Annotated in this window: 16 protein-coding genes and 1 other RNA gene; all 17 read right to left on the reverse strand. The window is 44.1% G+C overall.

What is annotated here, in order from left to right:
* Positions 1-8: 8 nt before the first annotated feature.
* A complete protein-coding gene (locus DFP77_RS04625; RefSeq protein WP_114411111.1) occupies positions 9-1,355 on the reverse strand; it encodes a UDP-N-acetylmuramoyl-tripeptide--D-alanyl-D-alanine ligase in 1,347 nt (448 codons plus the stop codon).
* The gene (locus DFP77_RS04630) at positions 1,345-2,811 is read right to left on the reverse strand and encodes a UDP-N-acetylmuramoyl-L-alanyl-D-glutamate--2,6-diaminopimelate ligase (RefSeq protein ID WP_114411112.1); all 1,467 of its coding nucleotides are present in this window, start codon (positions 2,809-2,811) and stop codon (positions 1,345-1,347) included. Before DFP77_RS04630 ends, DFP77_RS04625 begins: the two co-directional genes overlap by 11 nt.
* Positions 2,812-4,575 carry a peptidoglycan D,D-transpeptidase FtsI family protein gene (locus DFP77_RS04635; RefSeq protein WP_114411113.1) on the reverse strand — a complete coding sequence of 588 codons (1,764 nt, stop codon included), beginning with the start codon at positions 4,573-4,575 and terminating at the stop codon, positions 2,812-2,814. It lies immediately after the preceding gene.
* Complete coding sequence (gene ftsL / locus DFP77_RS04640; protein ID WP_114411114.1) at positions 4,572-4,850, reverse strand: cell division protein FtsL; 279 nt, start codon at positions 4,848-4,850, stop codon at positions 4,572-4,574. Before ftsL ends, DFP77_RS04635 begins: the two co-directional genes overlap by 4 nt.
* Positions 4,843-5,781 carry a 16S rRNA (cytosine(1402)-N(4))-methyltransferase RsmH gene (rsmH, locus tag DFP77_RS04645; protein ID WP_114411115.1) on the reverse strand — a complete coding sequence of 313 codons (939 nt, stop codon included), beginning with the start codon at positions 5,779-5,781 and terminating at the stop codon, positions 4,843-4,845. Before rsmH ends, ftsL begins: the two co-directional genes overlap by 8 nt.
* The gene (gene mraZ / locus DFP77_RS04650; protein ID WP_114411199.1) at positions 5,778-6,233 is read right to left on the reverse strand and encodes a division/cell wall cluster transcriptional repressor MraZ; all 456 of its coding nucleotides are present in this window, start codon (positions 6,231-6,233) and stop codon (positions 5,778-5,780) included. The genes rsmH and mraZ overlap by 4 nt, the downstream gene beginning before the upstream one ends.
* A 274-nt stretch (positions 6,234-6,507) precedes the next feature.
* Positions 6,508-6,856, reverse strand: an RNA gene (rnpB, locus tag DFP77_RS04655) — RNase P RNA component class A.
* An 86-nt stretch (positions 6,857-6,942) separates the two neighbouring features.
* Positions 6,943-8,253 carry a HAMP domain-containing sensor histidine kinase gene (locus tag DFP77_RS04660; RefSeq protein ID WP_114411116.1) on the reverse strand — a complete coding sequence of 437 codons (1,311 nt, stop codon included), beginning with the start codon at positions 8,251-8,253 and terminating at the stop codon, positions 6,943-6,945.
* Between the two features lie 6 nt (positions 8,254-8,259).
* Positions 8,260-8,958 (reverse strand): response regulator transcription factor, encoded by a 699-nt coding sequence (locus DFP77_RS04665; RefSeq protein ID WP_114411117.1) that lies wholly within the window; start codon positions 8,956-8,958, stop codon positions 8,260-8,262.
* Between the two features lie 207 nt (positions 8,959-9,165).
* Positions 9,166-10,464, reverse strand: coding sequence for an adenylosuccinate synthase (locus tag DFP77_RS04670; protein WP_114411200.1), 1,299 nt, complete (start codon positions 10,462-10,464; stop codon positions 9,166-9,168).
* A gap of 38 nt (positions 10,465-10,502) precedes the next feature.
* Complete coding sequence (locus DFP77_RS04675; RefSeq protein ID WP_114411118.1) at positions 10,503-11,681, reverse strand: ATP phosphoribosyltransferase regulatory subunit; 1,179 nt, start codon at positions 11,679-11,681, stop codon at positions 10,503-10,505.
* A gap of 12 nt (positions 11,682-11,693) precedes the next feature.
* Entirely contained in the window at positions 11,694-11,891 is a 198-nt protein-coding gene (locus DFP77_RS04680) for a DUF2065 family protein (protein ID WP_114411119.1), read from the reverse strand.
* Between the two features lie 115 nt (positions 11,892-12,006).
* Complete coding sequence (hflC, locus tag DFP77_RS04685; RefSeq protein WP_114411120.1) at positions 12,007-12,888, reverse strand: protease modulator HflC; 882 nt, start codon at positions 12,886-12,888, stop codon at positions 12,007-12,009.
* The gene (gene hflK / locus DFP77_RS04690; RefSeq protein ID WP_114411121.1) at positions 12,888-14,135 is read right to left on the reverse strand and encodes an FtsH protease activity modulator HflK; all 1,248 of its coding nucleotides are present in this window, start codon (positions 14,133-14,135) and stop codon (positions 12,888-12,890) included. The genes hflC and hflK overlap by 1 nt, the downstream gene beginning before the upstream one ends.
* Before the next feature lie 39 nt (positions 14,136-14,174).
* Positions 14,175-15,464, reverse strand: coding sequence for a ribosome rescue GTPase HflX (gene hflX, locus DFP77_RS04695; protein ID WP_114411122.1), 1,290 nt, complete (start codon positions 15,462-15,464; stop codon positions 14,175-14,177).
* A gap of 35 nt (positions 15,465-15,499) precedes the next feature.
* Positions 15,500-15,745: an RNA chaperone Hfq gene (gene hfq / locus DFP77_RS04700; protein ID WP_012070321.1), complete on the reverse strand. Its 246-nt coding sequence runs from the start codon at positions 15,743-15,745 to the stop codon at positions 15,500-15,502.
* Positions 15,746-15,834: 89 nt separating this feature from the next.
* The gene (gene miaA / locus DFP77_RS04705; RefSeq protein WP_114411123.1) at positions 15,835-16,767 is read right to left on the reverse strand and encodes a tRNA (adenosine(37)-N6)-dimethylallyltransferase MiaA; all 933 of its coding nucleotides are present in this window, start codon (positions 16,765-16,767) and stop codon (positions 15,835-15,837) included.

The raw sequence follows: 16,767 nt of genomic DNA on the forward strand, positions 1-16,767 counted from the left end.
GGAATATCCTAATTAATTAATGCTTCAATGACATTTTCCATTTTAGCGGACCGAGATCCCTTTACTAAAATGGCGTGTTTTTTATCTAGTGGTCTAACAACCGTTGCCGCTTCATTATGGGTTTCACAAAATATCGCGTTACCCCCTTTATTCCTAAATGCCACTCCAGCAACTTTTGCTACCGAGCCGACACAAATCAAATAGGATATTCCCTTATCTTTTGCATATTCACCCAAACCATAATGAATCGCATCTCGCTGCTCACCCAATTCACCTAAAGCCCCCAAAATTAACCAGGTCTCTTCTACAGACTGCATAGATAACACATCTATTGCGGCTTCAACGGATTTTGGACTGGCATTGTAGCAATCATTAATTAATAGAGCGCCATTTTTTGCTTTAAGGCGCTCTAACCGGCCAGAAACCATCACAGGCGCGGCTAATTTATCAGTCGCCTGCTTAAAATCAATCCCTAAGATCAACATAGCCAGCACAACCGCCATACCATTAGCAATTTGATGTTTCCCGGCACCGGCAATAGTCACCGGTAAAGCCTCCCCATCATAATGAAACAATGCAGAACTGGACTCTGAGCCTAATTCTATATCAGAAGCATAAAGCCTAGCCGATTCAGTAAAGCCAAAAGAATATACTTCGCGCTGCTCAGCTAGGTCACACCAATAATGAAAGTATGCATCATCAGCATTCAACACCACGCTAGCATTAGGCGATGCCCCTGAAATTAAGCCACCTTTTTCTTTGGCTATGCTCTCAAGATCACCCAGACCTTCGAAATGACTTCCACTGGCATTCGTTAATATCACTATATCTGGATACGCAATCCTCGCTAGCAGCGGAATTTCGCCAGTAAAACTGGTACCCGCTTCAATGACTGCTACCTCCTGACCAGCCTCCAATTCAAGCAATGTTTGCGGCACACCAATTTGATTGTTTAAATTGGCGCGTGTTTTTAACACATTTTTATCTGCAAGGGACTGAGCCAACCAATCTTTTACGGTTGTTTTACCATTGCTGCCGGTAATACATACAATATCTCCTTGGAACGCATCCCTAACCAAGCGAGCTATTGCACCATAAGCCAATGTCGTATCGCGCACTTTGACATAACTTGGAACATTAATCTCTCGATCAGAGACCACAGCAAGTGCTCCGTTATCAATCGCCTGACTGGCATAATCATGTCCATCAAAACGCTCACCTTGAAGAGCAACAAAGACACAACCAGGCGAAATGTTTCGTGTATCTGTAACAACGGAACCTATCAAACAATCTGCACCTACAAGCTCACCATCGCAAGCTTGAGCAATATCCGAAAGAGCCAGATTAATTAACATAGCTTTTCACCACCTTCAGCGCCTCTTCTTTATCATCAAAATGGTGCTTCACACCCTTTATATCCTGATAAGATTCATGCCCCTTTCCTGCGATTAATACAACATCATTAGGTCCGGCAGATAAAATAGCCTGTTGAATTGCCACTCTACGATCCGGCTCAAAGCTAAACGCCTCGCCCTGATTCGTCTGCGACAAAACATCGGAAAAAATTTGGTCTATTGATTCGGTACGTGGGTTATCCGACGTCAACCAAACATAATCTGCGTTTTGCATGGCGGCCGCCATCATCAAAGGTCGTTTGCCTCGATCCCTATCACCACCACACCCAAATACACAAATTAAGCGCCCGTTGGAATGCTCTCTTAACGCTTGCAGCGCCACCTCTAAGGCATCGGGTGTATGCGCATAATCCACAACAGCAATAGGTGCATTTGGTAATTGCACCTTATCCATACGCCCAGGTGCACCATGCAAGGTAGACACCCCTGAAATCAACGCCTGCTTATCCTCGGCTTCATACCAAAGGCTCGCCAGTGCAGCCAAAGCATTTTGTATATTGAAGCGACCTAACAAGGGCAAAAATACCAGCGACTCACCATCAGGGTGGCAAAGAACAAACCGACAGCCTGTAGGCTCAAGCGCTAACTGCTTAACATAAAAGTCTGCTTCGGGGTTTTGCTCGCTATAGGTATGACGAGCAGACTTGATCGCACCTTCCGCCATAAAACTAGAATAGGAATCATCAAGACAAAATACAGAGTGAGACACACTCTCAACGGAAAAAAGACGTCGCTTGGCCAACGCATAGGAATTCATATCACCATGATAATCTAGATGATCACGAGACAGGTTTGAAAATACCGCAGCTTGAAAAGGCACACCTTCGATACGACCTTGATCCAAAGCATGCGAAGACGCCTCAAATGCAACAAAATTTACGCCCTTTTCAGCCATTTCCATTAAAGTAAGATGTAAAGACAAAAGATCTGGTGTGGTCTGCTTCGCCTCAGACAAGTCACCTAAAGGCCCAATACCAAAGGTTCCAACCAAACCACTATTGAAGCCAATAAATTTTGCAAGCTGAGCAATGTAAAAGCAGATTGATGATTTACCGTTTGTACCTGTCACCGCCACCATATGCTCAGGAATACTACCAAAAAACTCATGCAGACAAGACACCAACAATGCGGCAGGGTCAGTGACAGAAATAAGCTCTATGTTAGAGTGTTGCAAATTTAGGGAAGAAGGAACAACAGCCACCTTGCAACCCAAGGCAACAATACTATCTAAATAATCCCAACCATTAGAAGCCACGCCCGGCAAGGCAAAAAACACACAACTTTCATCCACTTTACGACTGTCGGTTTCTAGTCGACTATAGAAAGCAGAATGCGGGCTATCCTTTACAGAACAACCCGCCAAGCTAAGTAATTGAGCATGTGTTAATTGCCCCATTTAACCACCCTGCACAACTTGATATGGCACTTTCTTGGGTTCCAAACGAACCTCCCTGAGCCCTTCAGGCAAATCAGGATAAATATTCAATGTTGTTAGCGCCCCTTCCATCACCCGCGAAAAAACGGGAGCGGCCACTTCGCCGCCATAATACTCTCGCCCTTTAGGGTCATTAACCATGACAACCATCGCCAACCTAGGGTTTGAAGCAGGAGCAACACCGGCAAACAAAGCAATATACTGATCGTATTCATAACCCTTTGAACCTACTTTATGAACCGTACCTGTCTTTCCAGCAACACGATAGCCAGGGATTTTTGCTGCTTTGCCAGAACCTTTCTGAACAACCGACTCCATCATCTTCACAACGTCACGTGCTACTTTCTGAGGAATAACTTGCTTTCCATCTGCTGGAACATCTTGCTTGAAAATGGTCACAGGCACTCGATAACCACCGTTTGCCAAGGTCATGTAAGCCTGAGCCAACTGCAACGTGGAAACAGATAAACCATAACCATAGGATAACGTCGCGATCTCCGATGGGTGCCATTTAGGGTGTGAAGGAAGCACCCCAGAGGCCTCTCCTGGAAAACCAATCCCAACAGGTGAACCAATTCCTAGCTCATAATCCATATTCCAAACTGCATCTTGCGGAAGCGATAAGGCAATTTTTGATGCTCCAACGTTACTTGATTTAATTAAGAGCTTCTCAAAATCAATCACACCATAATTGGCTGCATCTCGGATGGTAAACCGACCAAAGCGTAAATACCCAGGAGAAGTATCAATAGTAGTTTCTGTAGTATATTGACCTGACATCAATGCTGCCGAGATAGTAAAAGGCTTCATAGTTGAGCCAGGCTCAAATAGATCAATCACAGCTCGATTGCGCAACTCTTCATATTCTAGTTTAGAGCGATCATTAGGATTATAAGATGGCTGATTTACCATCGCTAAAATCTCACCCGTCTTCACGTCCAAAATCACTGCAGAAGCAGAAGTCGCTCGATGCTCATTGACCGCAGCCTTAAGCTCTCGATAGGCCAAATACTGCAACCTAAGATCGATACTTAGCTCAATATTTTCACCAGGATGCTCAGTCTCATCAACACCAACACCGCGAATAATATTCCCAGATAGATCCTTCACATAACTGCGACGCCCAGGCTGCCCTTCTAAAGCTTTATCGTAAGCAAGCTCAATTCCCTCTTGGCCTTTATCATCTATATTGGTAAAACCAACGACGTGGGAGGCAACCTCACCAGCAGGGTAAAAACGCTTATATTCTTTTGTCTTACTGACACCTACAACATGCGCCTCCATGATAGCATCCGCTTCATGCGGTGGAATCTGGCGCCTAAGGTACATAAAAGAGCGCGTCCTATTTGCTTCAAATCGCTCTTGCAGCCACGCCCTTCCCACACCCATCACTTCAGCAAGACGCTTAATCTCTTGCTCAGGACCAAGATTCAAGGAAGGGTCGCGTGGGATTTTCCACAAGGCTTTTGGGTTCGCAACAATCGTCCATGTTGGCGTACTGACCGCCAAAGGCTCACCTCGACGATCTAAAATCATACCTCGCGTTGCAGGAATAGATTCTGTACGTACAGCACGCATCTCACCTTGGTTTTGTAAAAATGCTTTATCGACAACCGTCAAATAAAACAATCGCCCGCCCGCGACGAGAAACAACAATAAGGCGATAGCATATACAAACCTAAAGCGCCATTTTCCTGGGGTGTGAACACTATTATCAATTTTCATGGTTTCACTATTATCAATTCATCCTGAGAAGGTGCATGCATGTTTAAATCTTTAATAGCCGCTTGCTCTAAGCGACTAGGCTGTGTCAGTGCACTTTGTTCAAGAAGCAACTGACCCCATTTCACTTCATAATCCACTTCGTCTTGCTTCAATGTTTGAAGGTAAGAGAAGTCTTTCCTAAAATCGTAAACTTGAATAACAACAGCGATTGACACGATAGCCAGCAACAAAACACCGACAGCAAACACCAACGGCGAAAAGCGGGCCTTAATCACTTACTCGCTCCAACACTCGCAACACAGCGCTACGAGAACGCACATTTTCACTCACCTCTGATAGAGACGGCTTAATAGCCTTCCCAATCGTCTTAAATTTAATGTCGAGATGTGCATTGCGAATAGGCAAATGTCTTGGCAACTCAGGGCCTTTTGCTTTCAGCTTCATAAAACGCTTAACAATTCGATCTTCAAGAGAATGAAAACTAATAACCGCTAGGCGCCCACCCACTTTTAATGCCTCTGCAGCTGCATCCAATCCAACTTCCAAGTCCCCTAACTCATTATTGATATGAATTCGGATACCCTGAAACGCTCTAGTCGCAGGATTTTTTCCTTTTTCCCAAGCAGGGTTCGCTTCGGCAACAATTTTTGAAAGCTGAAGGGTCGTCAGAATTGGAGTATGTGCACGATATTCACATATGGCCTTTGCTATACGACGGGAGAATCGCTCCTCGCCATATTGGTACATCACATCCGCCATATCTTTTTCACTAACAGAAGCAATCCACTCAGCAGCGCTTAGGCCTTTACCAGGATTCATCCTCATATCAAGCGGGCCATCATTCATAAAACTAAAGCCACGCTCAGCGTCATCAATCTGAGGAGAAGAAACCCCCAAATCCATCATTACGCCATCAACTCTATCAACACCAAATACGTCTGAAATATGCTCTGCCATGTTCGCAAAGCTATCCTGAACAATAGAGAAACGTGAATCCTCTTGCTCTAATGTTTTGCCATAACCTATCGCCACAGGATCTTTATCAAACCCCAGCAATCGGCCTTTATCTAAACGATCTAAAACCAAACGAGTATGCCCACCACGACCAAATGTCCCATCGACATACAGGCCATCAATATCGGTTACCAGCATATCGACGGACTCATTAAGCATGACGCTTATGTGTTCTGCCATCGTCTTTGTCATAAAGAAATATCCATCATGGTTTCAGTTTGTAAGTCTCCAAGAGCGTCTTGGGACAAATAATCTTCGCGCTGCGCCTCCCACTCTTCTTGGCTCCAAATTTCTAGTTTTTTGCCTTGCCCAAGAATCGTCAGTTTTTTATCCAGTCGAGCAAATTCGCGTAATGGTGCAGGCAACAAAATACGCCCAGCTTTATCCACTTCTAAATCGGTAGCATGCCCAACCAAAAGCCGCTGCAAACGACGAGCTTGAGGCTGAAACGTTGGTAACTTATCCAATTTTTGCTGAATCAGCTCCCACTCAGATAAGGGGTAGAGCAGCAAGCACCGAGACACAGGATCAATAGTGACAACCACACCATCATCGTCATATTGAGCAAGATCATCGCGCAAGCGTGCAGGGAGCGACATTCGCCCCTTCACATCAACGCTTACCTGATGAATCCCACGAAACATTTCCATATCCCACTTATCGACACTTTATCCCACAATTTAACACTTTTTTATCAAAATAGTAAAAAATAATTGATAAATATTAAAAATGACGAATGACAGACACAAAAAAACCGCCCAATGAGGCGGCTAAGAAAAGCTACACTTAAAAAAATGCAAAAAAACAAACAGAAAAACAACAACTTGCTTTTAGAAGTTAGTCAAATATAAAAAGAAAAGAAAACAAAACGTACGGAGAATATCGATCAGGCGATAGAGAAATAACTAAGAAAGGAAATGTGCAAGTTGGCCGATAAGCCGGGTTCTGTCGTGAACAGTCATTCATCTAATACGTACATCACTGCACGTCTTTAGCAACCTACCCGAACTCAGCGCGGGTCACGCCAAAGAGTTCCTATTTGGTCTTGCTTCAAGTGGGGTTTACCTTGCCACGAACTGTTGCCAGTCGCGCGGTGCGCTCTTACCGCACCATTTCAACCTTACCGGCAGTAAACTGCTTAGGCGGTGTATTTTCTGCTGCACTTTCCGTAGGCTCACGCCCCCCAGGCGTTACCTGGCACTTTACCCTGCGAAGCCCGGACTTTCCTCCCCCCAATAAATTGAGCGGCGACTGCCTAGCCAACTTGCGACGCGCATATTACTTATCTATGAAGGTAATAACAAGCGCTTTCTTACCAGCAGAAAATTTTATTCAACTATAGAAGGCCACAGACTAGGCCACAGGTAACTGAAAACACACCTCCAAACCACCTTCCTCTCGATTTTTCGCAGTAATATGGCCTTTATGAGCCCGAATTATGCGTTGGGAAATAGTAAGCCCAACACCAAACCCACCACTATTCGCCTCTCTTGCCTCAGAAGACCGGTAAAAGGCATGAAAGATCTTTTCTAATTTATCATCAGAGACACCGGGACCATTATCACGCACATATATATAAGCCATCCCAGCCTTTTCGTGAGTCTCTACCTCTATAACTCCGCCATTACCGGCATAAAAACAGGCATTCCGAAGCACGTTCTCAATAGCATGACGCAACTGGAGCGGATCCCCCAATATTGTTTTAGGCATTCGACCCAGCCGAGTTACAGAAATCCCTTTTAGCTGACTCTCAAAACTCACATCAGCCACAATATCATCTAGCCACTCTCGAAGATTCATCTCTTCTTTAATCAAAGAAGCCGCTTCAAGTCGACTCAATGTAAGCACCTGCCCAATCAACTCATCCAACTCATGAAGCTCTGTACGAATCCTACACAAGTACCCTTTTTGAGCCTCTAATGCATACTTATCTTCCGCTATAGTCAGCGCCACTTCAATCCGAGCCAGTGGCGTCCTGAGTTCATGCGAAACATCACGCATCAAGCGCTCCTTAGACGATAAGAGCGTCTCAATACGAACTGCCATTTCGTTAAACTCTCTCGCCAACTTACCGACAGCATCACTCCTTCGAGCCAACTTATTCTCGACCCTCGCAGTCATATCCCCCTGTCCAAATGAGCGAGCTACTCGCTGCAGTTTAAGCAACGGCCCCAACAACCAATAAGCTAAAACACCACTTGAAACCAACAAGCCCAACAACGAAAAACCAACCACGGCCTCTGGTGCAATAGGGCTAATTTCAGGGTTTGGCTTAAATATCAGCAGATACTGAACATTATTCCCACCTATCACCTGAATAAACTGACTATGCAAGAAATCCGCCGCTGGGCGACCCGCTGCCACACTGGGTGTATTCTGCTCCCTAAAGTTACGAGGTAACGGCTTCAGCAAAGGACGGCCATTTTCTTGATACAGATAAATCGTACCAGACAGCCGCTTCTCTGCCTTCTTAGTTTCCTCTTGCAAGGAGGTAATGCCAAACTTTTCATACCCAGCCACCAACTGAACACCCACATCTCCTAGTAGATCAGCCGACACCTGATTGCGCTTTTGGATAAACTGAACCATCCCCAACCCAATACTGACAACAACAATATTGGACAGCAACACCACCAAAAACACACGCAGAAAAGTATTTTTCATGAAAAGCTAAACACCTTGCTCATTCGATACAAATATATAACCAACACCTCGCACTGTTTTAATCCGAGGATCACCATTTTCTAAATTACCAATTTTCTTACGCAAATTACTAATATGCATATCCAAACTACGATCATACATAGTTAATTTACGACCTAAAGCTTTTTCTGAAAGCTCTTGCTTTGTTAATACCTGACCAGGCGCCATCAACATACACTCAAGCAAGGTATACTCAGACGTTGTTAACTCGACCAACTCACCACTTAAGTAAACAGTGCGATCCTTGCGACGCAACAATACCCCAGAAAGCTCAATGTCGGCAGTAGGATCATCTTCACGCTCTTGGCTTGCGCGGCGTAAAATTGCCTTGATGCGCGCTAGTAATTCTCGCGGGTTAAAAGGTTTAGACAGATAATCATCTGCCCCCATCTCCAAACCAAGAATTCGGTCAATATCGTCACCCTTGGCAGTTAACATAATAACTGGCACCGCACTCTTATTACGGATTTGCTTTAAGGTTTCAAACCCATCTAATTCCGGCATCATCACATCAAGGATAACAATATCCGGCATATTCACAGCCATAAGCTCTAATGCCTCTCTGCCATTCCAAGCATGAGTAACATCATAACCCTCACCATCAAAATACTCTTTAATCAAATCCGATAAACGAGCATCATCATCAGCAAGCAATAACTTAACCATAAATATTCCCTCTTCAATCTTACTATTCAAACAGCTAAATATGCTGCCATAAATTCAATTGTAAATATTACCTCACCCCCCGACAAACACAGCCCCCTCTTTTCACTCTATTTACAAAGAATACTAATAAGATGAACTTAGCCAGTTTAAAATACAAAAAAAACCGCTAAAAGCGGCTTTTTTAATCAATCCATTAAACAATTCAAACTATTGTTTGAAAGGATCACGGAGAACAATCGTTTCATTACGATCTGGGCCAGTCGAAATAATGTCCACTGGAACACCAACTTGCTCTTCCAAAAAGCGGATATAATCTTGCGCATTCTTAGGCAAAGCCTCAAAGTTTGGCGCACCAACTGTTGATTCAGTCCAACCAGGCAACTCAACATATACTGGCTTAGCGTTTTCATAACCTTCGCTATCAACTAGACATCCAGCAACTGGATTTCCATCGGCATCAGCATAAGACACACAAACCTTAATGACAGTAGAGCCATCCAGAACATCCAGTTTTGTTAAGCACATACCAGAAACAGAGTTGATTTGAACAGCGTGACGCAGAGCAACAGCATCAAACCAACCACAACGACGAGAACGACCTGTTGTGGCACCAAATTCATGACCACGACGACCCAAACGCTCACCATCATCATCAAATAACTCTGTCGGAAAAGGACCTGAACCTACACGAGTAGTATAAGCCTTAGTGATACCAAGCACATAATCCAAGTACAAAGGACCAAAACCAGTACCCGCTGGAGCACCGCCCGCCGTTGTATTTGAAGACGTCACATAAGGATAAGTACCGTGATCAACATCCAACAATGAACCTTGAGCACCTTCAAACATAATGTTCGCACCCGCTTTACGCAAGTCATGCAACAAAGTAATAGTATCTGCAACCATTGGACGCAAGAAATCAGCCATCTCTAAACCAGCTGCGTACACTTCTTCAAAAGAAATCGGCTCTACTTTATGATACTCAGTCAGCACAAAGTTGTAATACTCAAGCACTTCTTTCAACTTAGCCGCAAAACGCTCAGAGTCTAACAAGTCACCAACACGAATCGCACGACGGGCAACCTTATCTTCATAAGCTGGCCCAATACCACGACCCGTTGTACCGATTTTCTTCTCACCTCTTGCAAGCTCACGAGCCTGATCAATCGCAATATGGTAAGGAAGAATCAATGGACAAGCTGCACTAATTTTCAAACGGTCAACCGCTGGCACACCCTGTTCAAGAAGCTCAAGAACTTCCGTCTTTAAAGCGGCAGGCGACAACACAACACCATTACCAATGATACATTGAACACCTTCACGCAAAATACCAGAAGGTATCAAATGCAAAACTGTCTTTTTGCCATCAATAACCAATGTATGGCCAGCGTTATGACCACCTTGAAAACGCACAACAGCAGCAACATCCTCAGTAAGCAGGTCTACAACCTTACCCTTACCTTCATCACCCCATTGAGTGCCTAGAATAACAACATTTTTACCCATAATTTCAGGTCTCATTTAGATAGTTCTTAAAGAAAACTCTAGCTCTGAATCGGCATCAACTGCCAAGTCTTATCAACAAATTCCAACTTAAAGTCAGCATCTCCAGCATAGACATCATCCAAGACCTCTATCACTCGATATCCATCAAACCGCAGGGAATTCGCTTTCCGCCAAAGCTCATCTGTTGAGCAAATTGGCGACAGAACCGTTTTTGGCTTATTGACCACGACATCAGTCAAAGCAACCAAGGCTTTTACATCCGTACTAAAACCCGTAGCCGGACGTGACCGACCAAACACTTGCCCAATGTTGTTATAGCGCCCGCCGCGAGCAATGGCATTACCATGACCAGGAACATAAGCAGCAAAAACAACACCAGTATGATAGCTATAGGAAACCAAATCGCTTAAATCGAAATGCAACCCCACTCCAGGAAAACGCTGACAAATTGAATCACTTACTTTTTGCAGCAAAACAACAGCATCACGAATAGATTCATTCACATTACCCAATAAATCCATCGCACGCTTTAACACTTCTTTGCCACCACATAAACGTGGCAACCCAACCAACCACTGCTGCTGAATGCCACTCAAGCCATTCAACCCTTCTACGTAGCGATCAAGCTCAGGCAAGTCTTTTGCCTTATACAATTCAATCAACTTACTTTCTTGATCGGCATCAAGATCACAAGCAGCAAGAACACCACTCACAACATCAACATGTCCAAGATCAAGAACAAGGTTTGACAAGCCAGCAGTAGACAAGGTCTGCAACATTAAGGACAAAACCTCAACATCACTTTCTACACCACCATGGCCATAAATTTCCGCCCCCAATTGAATCGGGCTACGTGTGCCATCAAGGCCAGCCGGCATTGTTCTTAAAACACTGCCACAATAACTTAAACGCTGAACACCATCATCTTTAAGACAATGAGCATCAATTCGAGCAACCTGGGATGTAAAATCGGCACGAATACCTAGAAGTCGACCTGATAACTGGTCAATTACTTTAAATGTTTCAATTTCTAGGTCAGAGCCAGCACCCGTAAGAAGGGAATCCAGATACTCTAATAGAGGAGGTATTACTAAGTGATATCCCCAACTCTCATGGAGATTAAGCAGAGTTCTTCTAAGGTGCTCGATCTTAGCGGCCTGTTCAGGCAACGCTTCATCAACGCCCTCAGGAAGTAACCAGCGATCTGCTAATGTCATTAAATTGTCCTCTTAGCTTCGAGTCAGCAAAAGAAGCATTAATCCAAGAAACATACTAACCGCACCCAGAATGCGTAAATTCAAATCTGAGCTCGCGATAGCTTTCACCATTATTTCCCGCCAAACATTCGGAACTAGAAACGGCAAAACACCCTCAGCGATCAATAAAAGGCTGACGCCAACCAGCAGCGACTGCAACAATTCCTGCATAGATTCTCTTTATTTTGACCATTAAAAAACCGGGCTTGGCCCGGTTTGTGTAATAGTACCATGTTTCCCATTTTAACAAATAGGTCTCATGTACGATTATTGATGAATATCTACTCTATTTAGAACCACTATTGGTAGAGCTATTCAAATATTTAAAGAATTCACTATCTGGCTCAAGTACGAACAAATCACTACTGCCACTAAAGCTCTCACGATAGGCCTGCAGACTACGGTAGAACTCATAGAATTCAGGATCTTGCTTGTAGACCTTAGAGTAAATTGCTGCAGCATTAGCGTCACCATCACCACGAATCATCTCGGCATCACGCTGAGCTTCCGCTTCAAGTACAACCTGCTGGCGATCGGCGTCAGCACGAATACCTTCCGCAAGCTCCAAACCTTTCGATCTGTGCTCACGAGCTTCACGCTCACGCTCGGTTCTCATACGCTGATAAACAGATTCACTAACATCTGGCGGCAGATCAATTCGCTTAACTCGGATATCAACAATAGAAATACCCAATTCACTTTGAGCCACTTCGTTTAGGTCATCACGCAATTCTGTCATTAACAAATCACGCTCACCCGAAACAACCTCGTGCATTGTACGCTCACCAAACTTATTTCGAAGTCCGGTATCAACACGAGAAGAAAGCACTCGATTAGCTACAAATTCATCACCAGACGTTGCTTGGTAAAATTTAGCAACAGAGTCTATTTTCCATTTAACATAAGAATCCACAACAACAGCTTTCTTCTCTAGCGTCAAATAACGCTGAGGACGAGAGTCCATTGTCAAAATTCGAGCATCAAATTTCTTAACTTCGTTCATAATCGGAAGTTTAAAGTGAATGCCAGGTTGAACATCATCCTGAACAATCTCACCAAACTTAAGAACAACCGCACGCTCAGTTTCATTTACAACAAAAAGCGTTTGTGAAGCAATCAGTACACCGAGAAGAACAACAAATAAAACTGAAAAAGAAAAGCCTCTCATTAGTTTCTGCCCTCTCTACGGATTGTTGCACCTTGGCGTTTACGTATCTCCTCAAGAACCTGATCCGTCAACGTCCCGACATTACTAGAACTCAATGAGCTTGTAGACCCTTTAGACGATTCTGCACGCTGCTTCATTAACTGATCCAAAGGCAAATACATCATGTTATTACCACCTTTAGTATCCACAACAACTTTGTTCACGTCTTTATAGACGGACTCCATTGTCTCAATATACAAACGACGGCGAGTAACATCTGGCGCCTTAGTATACTCTCGATACAATCTATCAAAACGATCTGCCTGACCACTTGCTCGAGCAACGATTTCAGAGCGGTAAGCTTCCGCCTCCTCTCTAATACGCTGAGCACGACCACGAGCTTCAGGGATAATACCATTTGCATAAGATTCGGCCTCGTTACGAACTCGCAACTCATCCTCTTTCGCTTTGATAACATCATCAAATGCCTCTTGGACCTGAGTAGGAGCCTGAGTATTTTCGACGTTAATTTTTGAAATCAGCAAACCAGTGCCGTAAGCGTTACCATAATCCTGAATACGAACCTTAACTTCTGCCGCCAACAACTCACGACCTTCTGTTAAAATTTGATCCATCTCAGAACTACCAACAACATGACGCAGCGCACTTTCTGTTGCTTGAGCCAAAGACTCTTCTGGGTTACGTACATTCAGCAAAAAGTCTTTCGGGTCTTGCACAGAATACTGAACCGAAACACCAACCTCAACAATCGCATCATCAACTGTCAGCATTAACGCTTTGTGATCATGAGAACGAACTTTAGTTACATTCACCTTACTGACAGAGTCAATCATAGGTGGATTCCAGTGAAGACCAGGCATAACAGTTGAGTGATACTTCCCTAATCGAAGCACAACACCACGTTCCTGCTGATCAACCTGATAAACGCCCGTTGCAGCCCAAAGAGCCAGCAATACAATCAGAACAAGAGCAATTAAACCACCGCCAAATTTGCCCGAAAAATTAGAGCCACCACCATTAGAGCCACCAGATTTGCGGGATTTTTTAACGCCTAGCATCCCCATTAATTTCTGGAAAGCCTCATCCAAATCTGGAGGACCTTGCTCATTCCCAGTAGGCTTGCGCCCCCATGGGTCATTGTTGGTTTCCTTTTCACGTTCGCCATCTGGGCGTCCAGCACCATTATTACGGTTTTTATCTGGATTCCATGGGTCATTGTCGTTATTACCCGGTTCATTCCAGGCCATACTACGTCTCCACTTTATTTTAATGATAATCCTGACAGCTTACACAGCTTCAATCTGATCCTCAGACATGCCAGCGCGAGCCAAAATTTGTAAATAATCTTTTTTAGGCAACTTAACATCAAGGACAAATCGGCCCGCCTCATCAAAGCGCTCCGACTTAACCGCCCCATGCTCGAACAACATAGCCCTTAATCGACCATATTTGCTCGACAAGTAAAGAGTTTCATTAAAAACATCTTCCGCTAACAGCTCTGCAATTGCCTGCTTAAGCAAATCAATACCTTGACCATCACGAGCAGACAACCAAACTCTCAAAGGGTTCCCGTCTGGGTCACGATCTATTCGAGGCTCTGCTGTTGGCAAAGCATCTATTTTATTAAATACCTTAAGCGTCGGCACTTCATTGGCACCAATCTCTTCTAGCACAGAATCCACATGCTTCATATTCTCGTCGCGAGAAATGTCAGATGCGTCGACAACATGCAATAACAAATCAGCCTCTGAAGACTCTTTCAATGTCGCCTGAAACGCCTTGATCAGCCTATGCGGCAATTGGCGAATAAAGCCCACTGTATCAGCTAAGACAATCGAGCCGATTTGCTCAATATCCAAACGTCGCAATGTCGGATCCAATGTAGCAAAAAGCTGGTCAGCGGCATAAACATCAGAGCCAGTCGCTCGATTGAACAATGTCGACTTCCCTGCGTTAGTGTAACCAACAATAGATACAGTTGGGACTGAAGATCTATCACGGGATCGACGGTTTTGATCTCGCTGAGAACCCACTTTCGCCAATCTCTTTTGAATCGCTTTAATACGCTCTCTAAGTAATCGGCGGTCAGTCTCAAGCTGAGTCTCACCTGGCCCACGCATACCTATACCGCCCTTCTGGCGCTCTAAGTGCGTCCAACCTCGAATAAGACGAGTAGACATGTGCTGCAGCTGCGCCAATTCGACCTGCAATTTACCCTCATGGGTACGTGCACGCTGCGCAAATATATCAAGTATAAGCCCTGTACGATCAAGCACACGACACTGCAATACACTTTCTAGGTTACGTTCTTGGGAAGGAGACAAAGCATGATCGAAAAGGACCACTTGAGCCTCTTCTCGATCAACAATGTCTTTTATTTCTGCTAGTTTACCGGTACCGATAAAATACCGGGCATCAGGACGCTGACGCGACCCCGAGACTACAGCAACAGGATCTGCGCCAGCAGAAATAGCAAGTTCAACAAACTCTTCTGGTCCATAAGACTCATTTTGATCATGAAAATCTATATGAACCAATACAGCTATTTCACCACTATCTGGACGTTCAAAAAACAATCTAATATTCCTCTGTTCGCCTTATTACAGACAAACTATTCAGCGTCATCTTCCGGCTGATCAGGAGACGGGATGCGGATAGTACGGGAAGGTACCACCGTAGAAATGGCATGTTTATAAACCATTTGGCTAACAGTGTTTTTTAATAGAATCACAAACTGATCGAATGATTCGATTTGACCTTGAAGCTTAATTCCATTTACAAGAAAGATAGATACTGGCACTCTTTCTTTACGTAGAATATTTAGATAAGGGTCTTGTAATGATTGCCCTTTTGACATTGTGATCTCCTTAAACAAGCAAAAAATATTAAATTAAATATTGATAAAACAATACTGTAGATACTACACCAATTTTTTATCTATTTCCCCTATATAATCCTGCTTTCTATGTAATTCAAGGCTTCCGGCACAAGATCTTTCGACAAACTATCGAAAATCATCAGATCCTCCCATCCCCTTAACCAAGTAAGCTGCCTTTTTGCCAACTGACGAGAAGCAACTACCCCTTTAAAGATAGCATCATCTAGCAAATCAGCACCGTCTAAATATTGCCACAACTGCCGGTAGCCAACACAACGCATAGAAGGCATATCGGCAGACAAATCACCACGATGATAAAGCCCCTCAACTTCAGCTAAAAAGCCTTGATCCATCATGTCATAAAAGCGTTGCTCTATTCGCTCATGCAACACGCTTCGTTCTTTAGGCATTACTGCCATATTAATCATATCAAACGGCAAGGACACAGCTTCTTGCTGCGCCCAAAACTGAGTCATGGTTTTACCAGTTAAACGATATACCTCAATAGCACGCTGCAATCTCTGTGGGTCGTTGGGATGAATGCGAGAAGCCGCTTCTGGATCAAACGCCTGCAACTCTTCATGTAGAGCTTCCCAGCCTTTTTCAGCAGCCTCCACTTCAATCTGAGCTCGCAGTTCAGCATCTGCCTGCGGCATTTCTGCCAAACCTTTTTGCAGCGCATTGAAATACATCATAGTGCCACCAACCAAAAGTGGCGTTTTACCTTTCGCTATAATTTCTCGCGATTGCTCAACCGCATCCAAAACGAAGTCGGCTGCCGAATAGGACTCAAGCGGATCAATAATATCAATTAGCCTATGGGGAGCCCTTGCAAGTAACGCTGCATCTGGCTTGGCCGTACCAATATCCATTCCTTTATAAACAAGAGCAGAGTCCACACTGATGATTTCAAAATCATGATGTTCAGCCAACTCAACAGCCAATCCCGTTTTTCCAGAAGCCGTTGGCCCCATTAAACAAACAACGTGCGGCTTTGTCAT

Origin of the sequence: Marinomonas foliarum, from assembly GCF_003337275.1 — a bacterium.
Taxonomy (GTDB): Bacteria; Pseudomonadota; Gammaproteobacteria; order Pseudomonadales; family Marinomonadaceae; genus Marinomonas; species Marinomonas foliarum.

What these genes read in the sequence shown, in the direction of transcription:
- DFP77_RS04625 (WP_114411111.1), bottom strand. Translation starts at nt 1,355, where the DNA reads ATGTTAATTAATCTGGCTCTTTCGGATATTGCTCAAGCTTGCGATGGT.
- DFP77_RS04630 (WP_114411112.1), bottom strand. Translation starts at nt 2,811, where the DNA reads ATGGGGCAATTAACACATGCTCAATTACTTAGCTTGGCGGGTTGTTCT.
- DFP77_RS04635 (WP_114411113.1), bottom strand. Translation starts at nt 4,575, where the DNA reads ATGAAAATTGATAATAGTGTTCACACCCCAGGAAAATGGCGCTTTAGG.
- rsmH (WP_114411115.1), bottom strand. Translation starts at nt 5,781, where the DNA reads ATGACAAAGACGATGGCAGAACACATAAGCGTCATGCTTAATGAGTCC.
- mraZ (WP_114411199.1), bottom strand. Translation starts at nt 6,233, where the DNA reads ATGTTTCGTGGGATTCATCAGGTAAGCGTTGATGTGAAGGGGCGAATG.
- DFP77_RS04660 (WP_114411116.1), bottom strand. Translation starts at nt 8,253, where the DNA reads ATGAAAAATACTTTTCTGCGTGTGTTTTTGGTGGTGTTGCTGTCCAAT.
- DFP77_RS04665 (WP_114411117.1), bottom strand. Translation starts at nt 8,958, where the DNA reads ATGGTTAAGTTATTGCTTGCTGATGATGATGCTCGTTTATCGGATTTG.
- DFP77_RS04670 (WP_114411200.1), bottom strand. Translation starts at nt 10,464, where the DNA reads ATGGGTAAAAATGTTGTTATTCTAGGCACTCAATGGGGTGATGAAGGT.
- DFP77_RS04675 (WP_114411118.1), bottom strand. Translation starts at nt 11,681, where the DNA reads ATGACATTAGCAGATCGCTGGTTACTTCCTGAGGGCGTTGATGAAGCG.
- DFP77_RS04680 (WP_114411119.1), bottom strand. Translation starts at nt 11,891, where the DNA reads ATGCAGGAATTGTTGCAGTCGCTGCTGGTTGGCGTCAGCCTTTTATTG.
- hflC (WP_114411120.1), bottom strand. Translation starts at nt 12,888, where the DNA reads ATGAGAGGCTTTTCTTTTTCAGTTTTATTTGTTGTTCTTCTCGGTGTA.
- hflK (WP_114411121.1), bottom strand. Translation starts at nt 14,135, where the DNA reads ATGGCCTGGAATGAACCGGGTAATAACGACAATGACCCATGGAATCCA.
- hfq (WP_012070321.1), bottom strand. Translation starts at nt 15,745, where the DNA reads ATGTCAAAAGGGCAATCATTACAAGACCCTTATCTAAATATTCTACGT.
- miaA (WP_114411123.1), bottom strand. Translation starts at nt 16,767, where the DNA reads ATGACAAAGCCGCACGTTGTTTGTTTAATGGGGCCAACGGCTTCTGGA.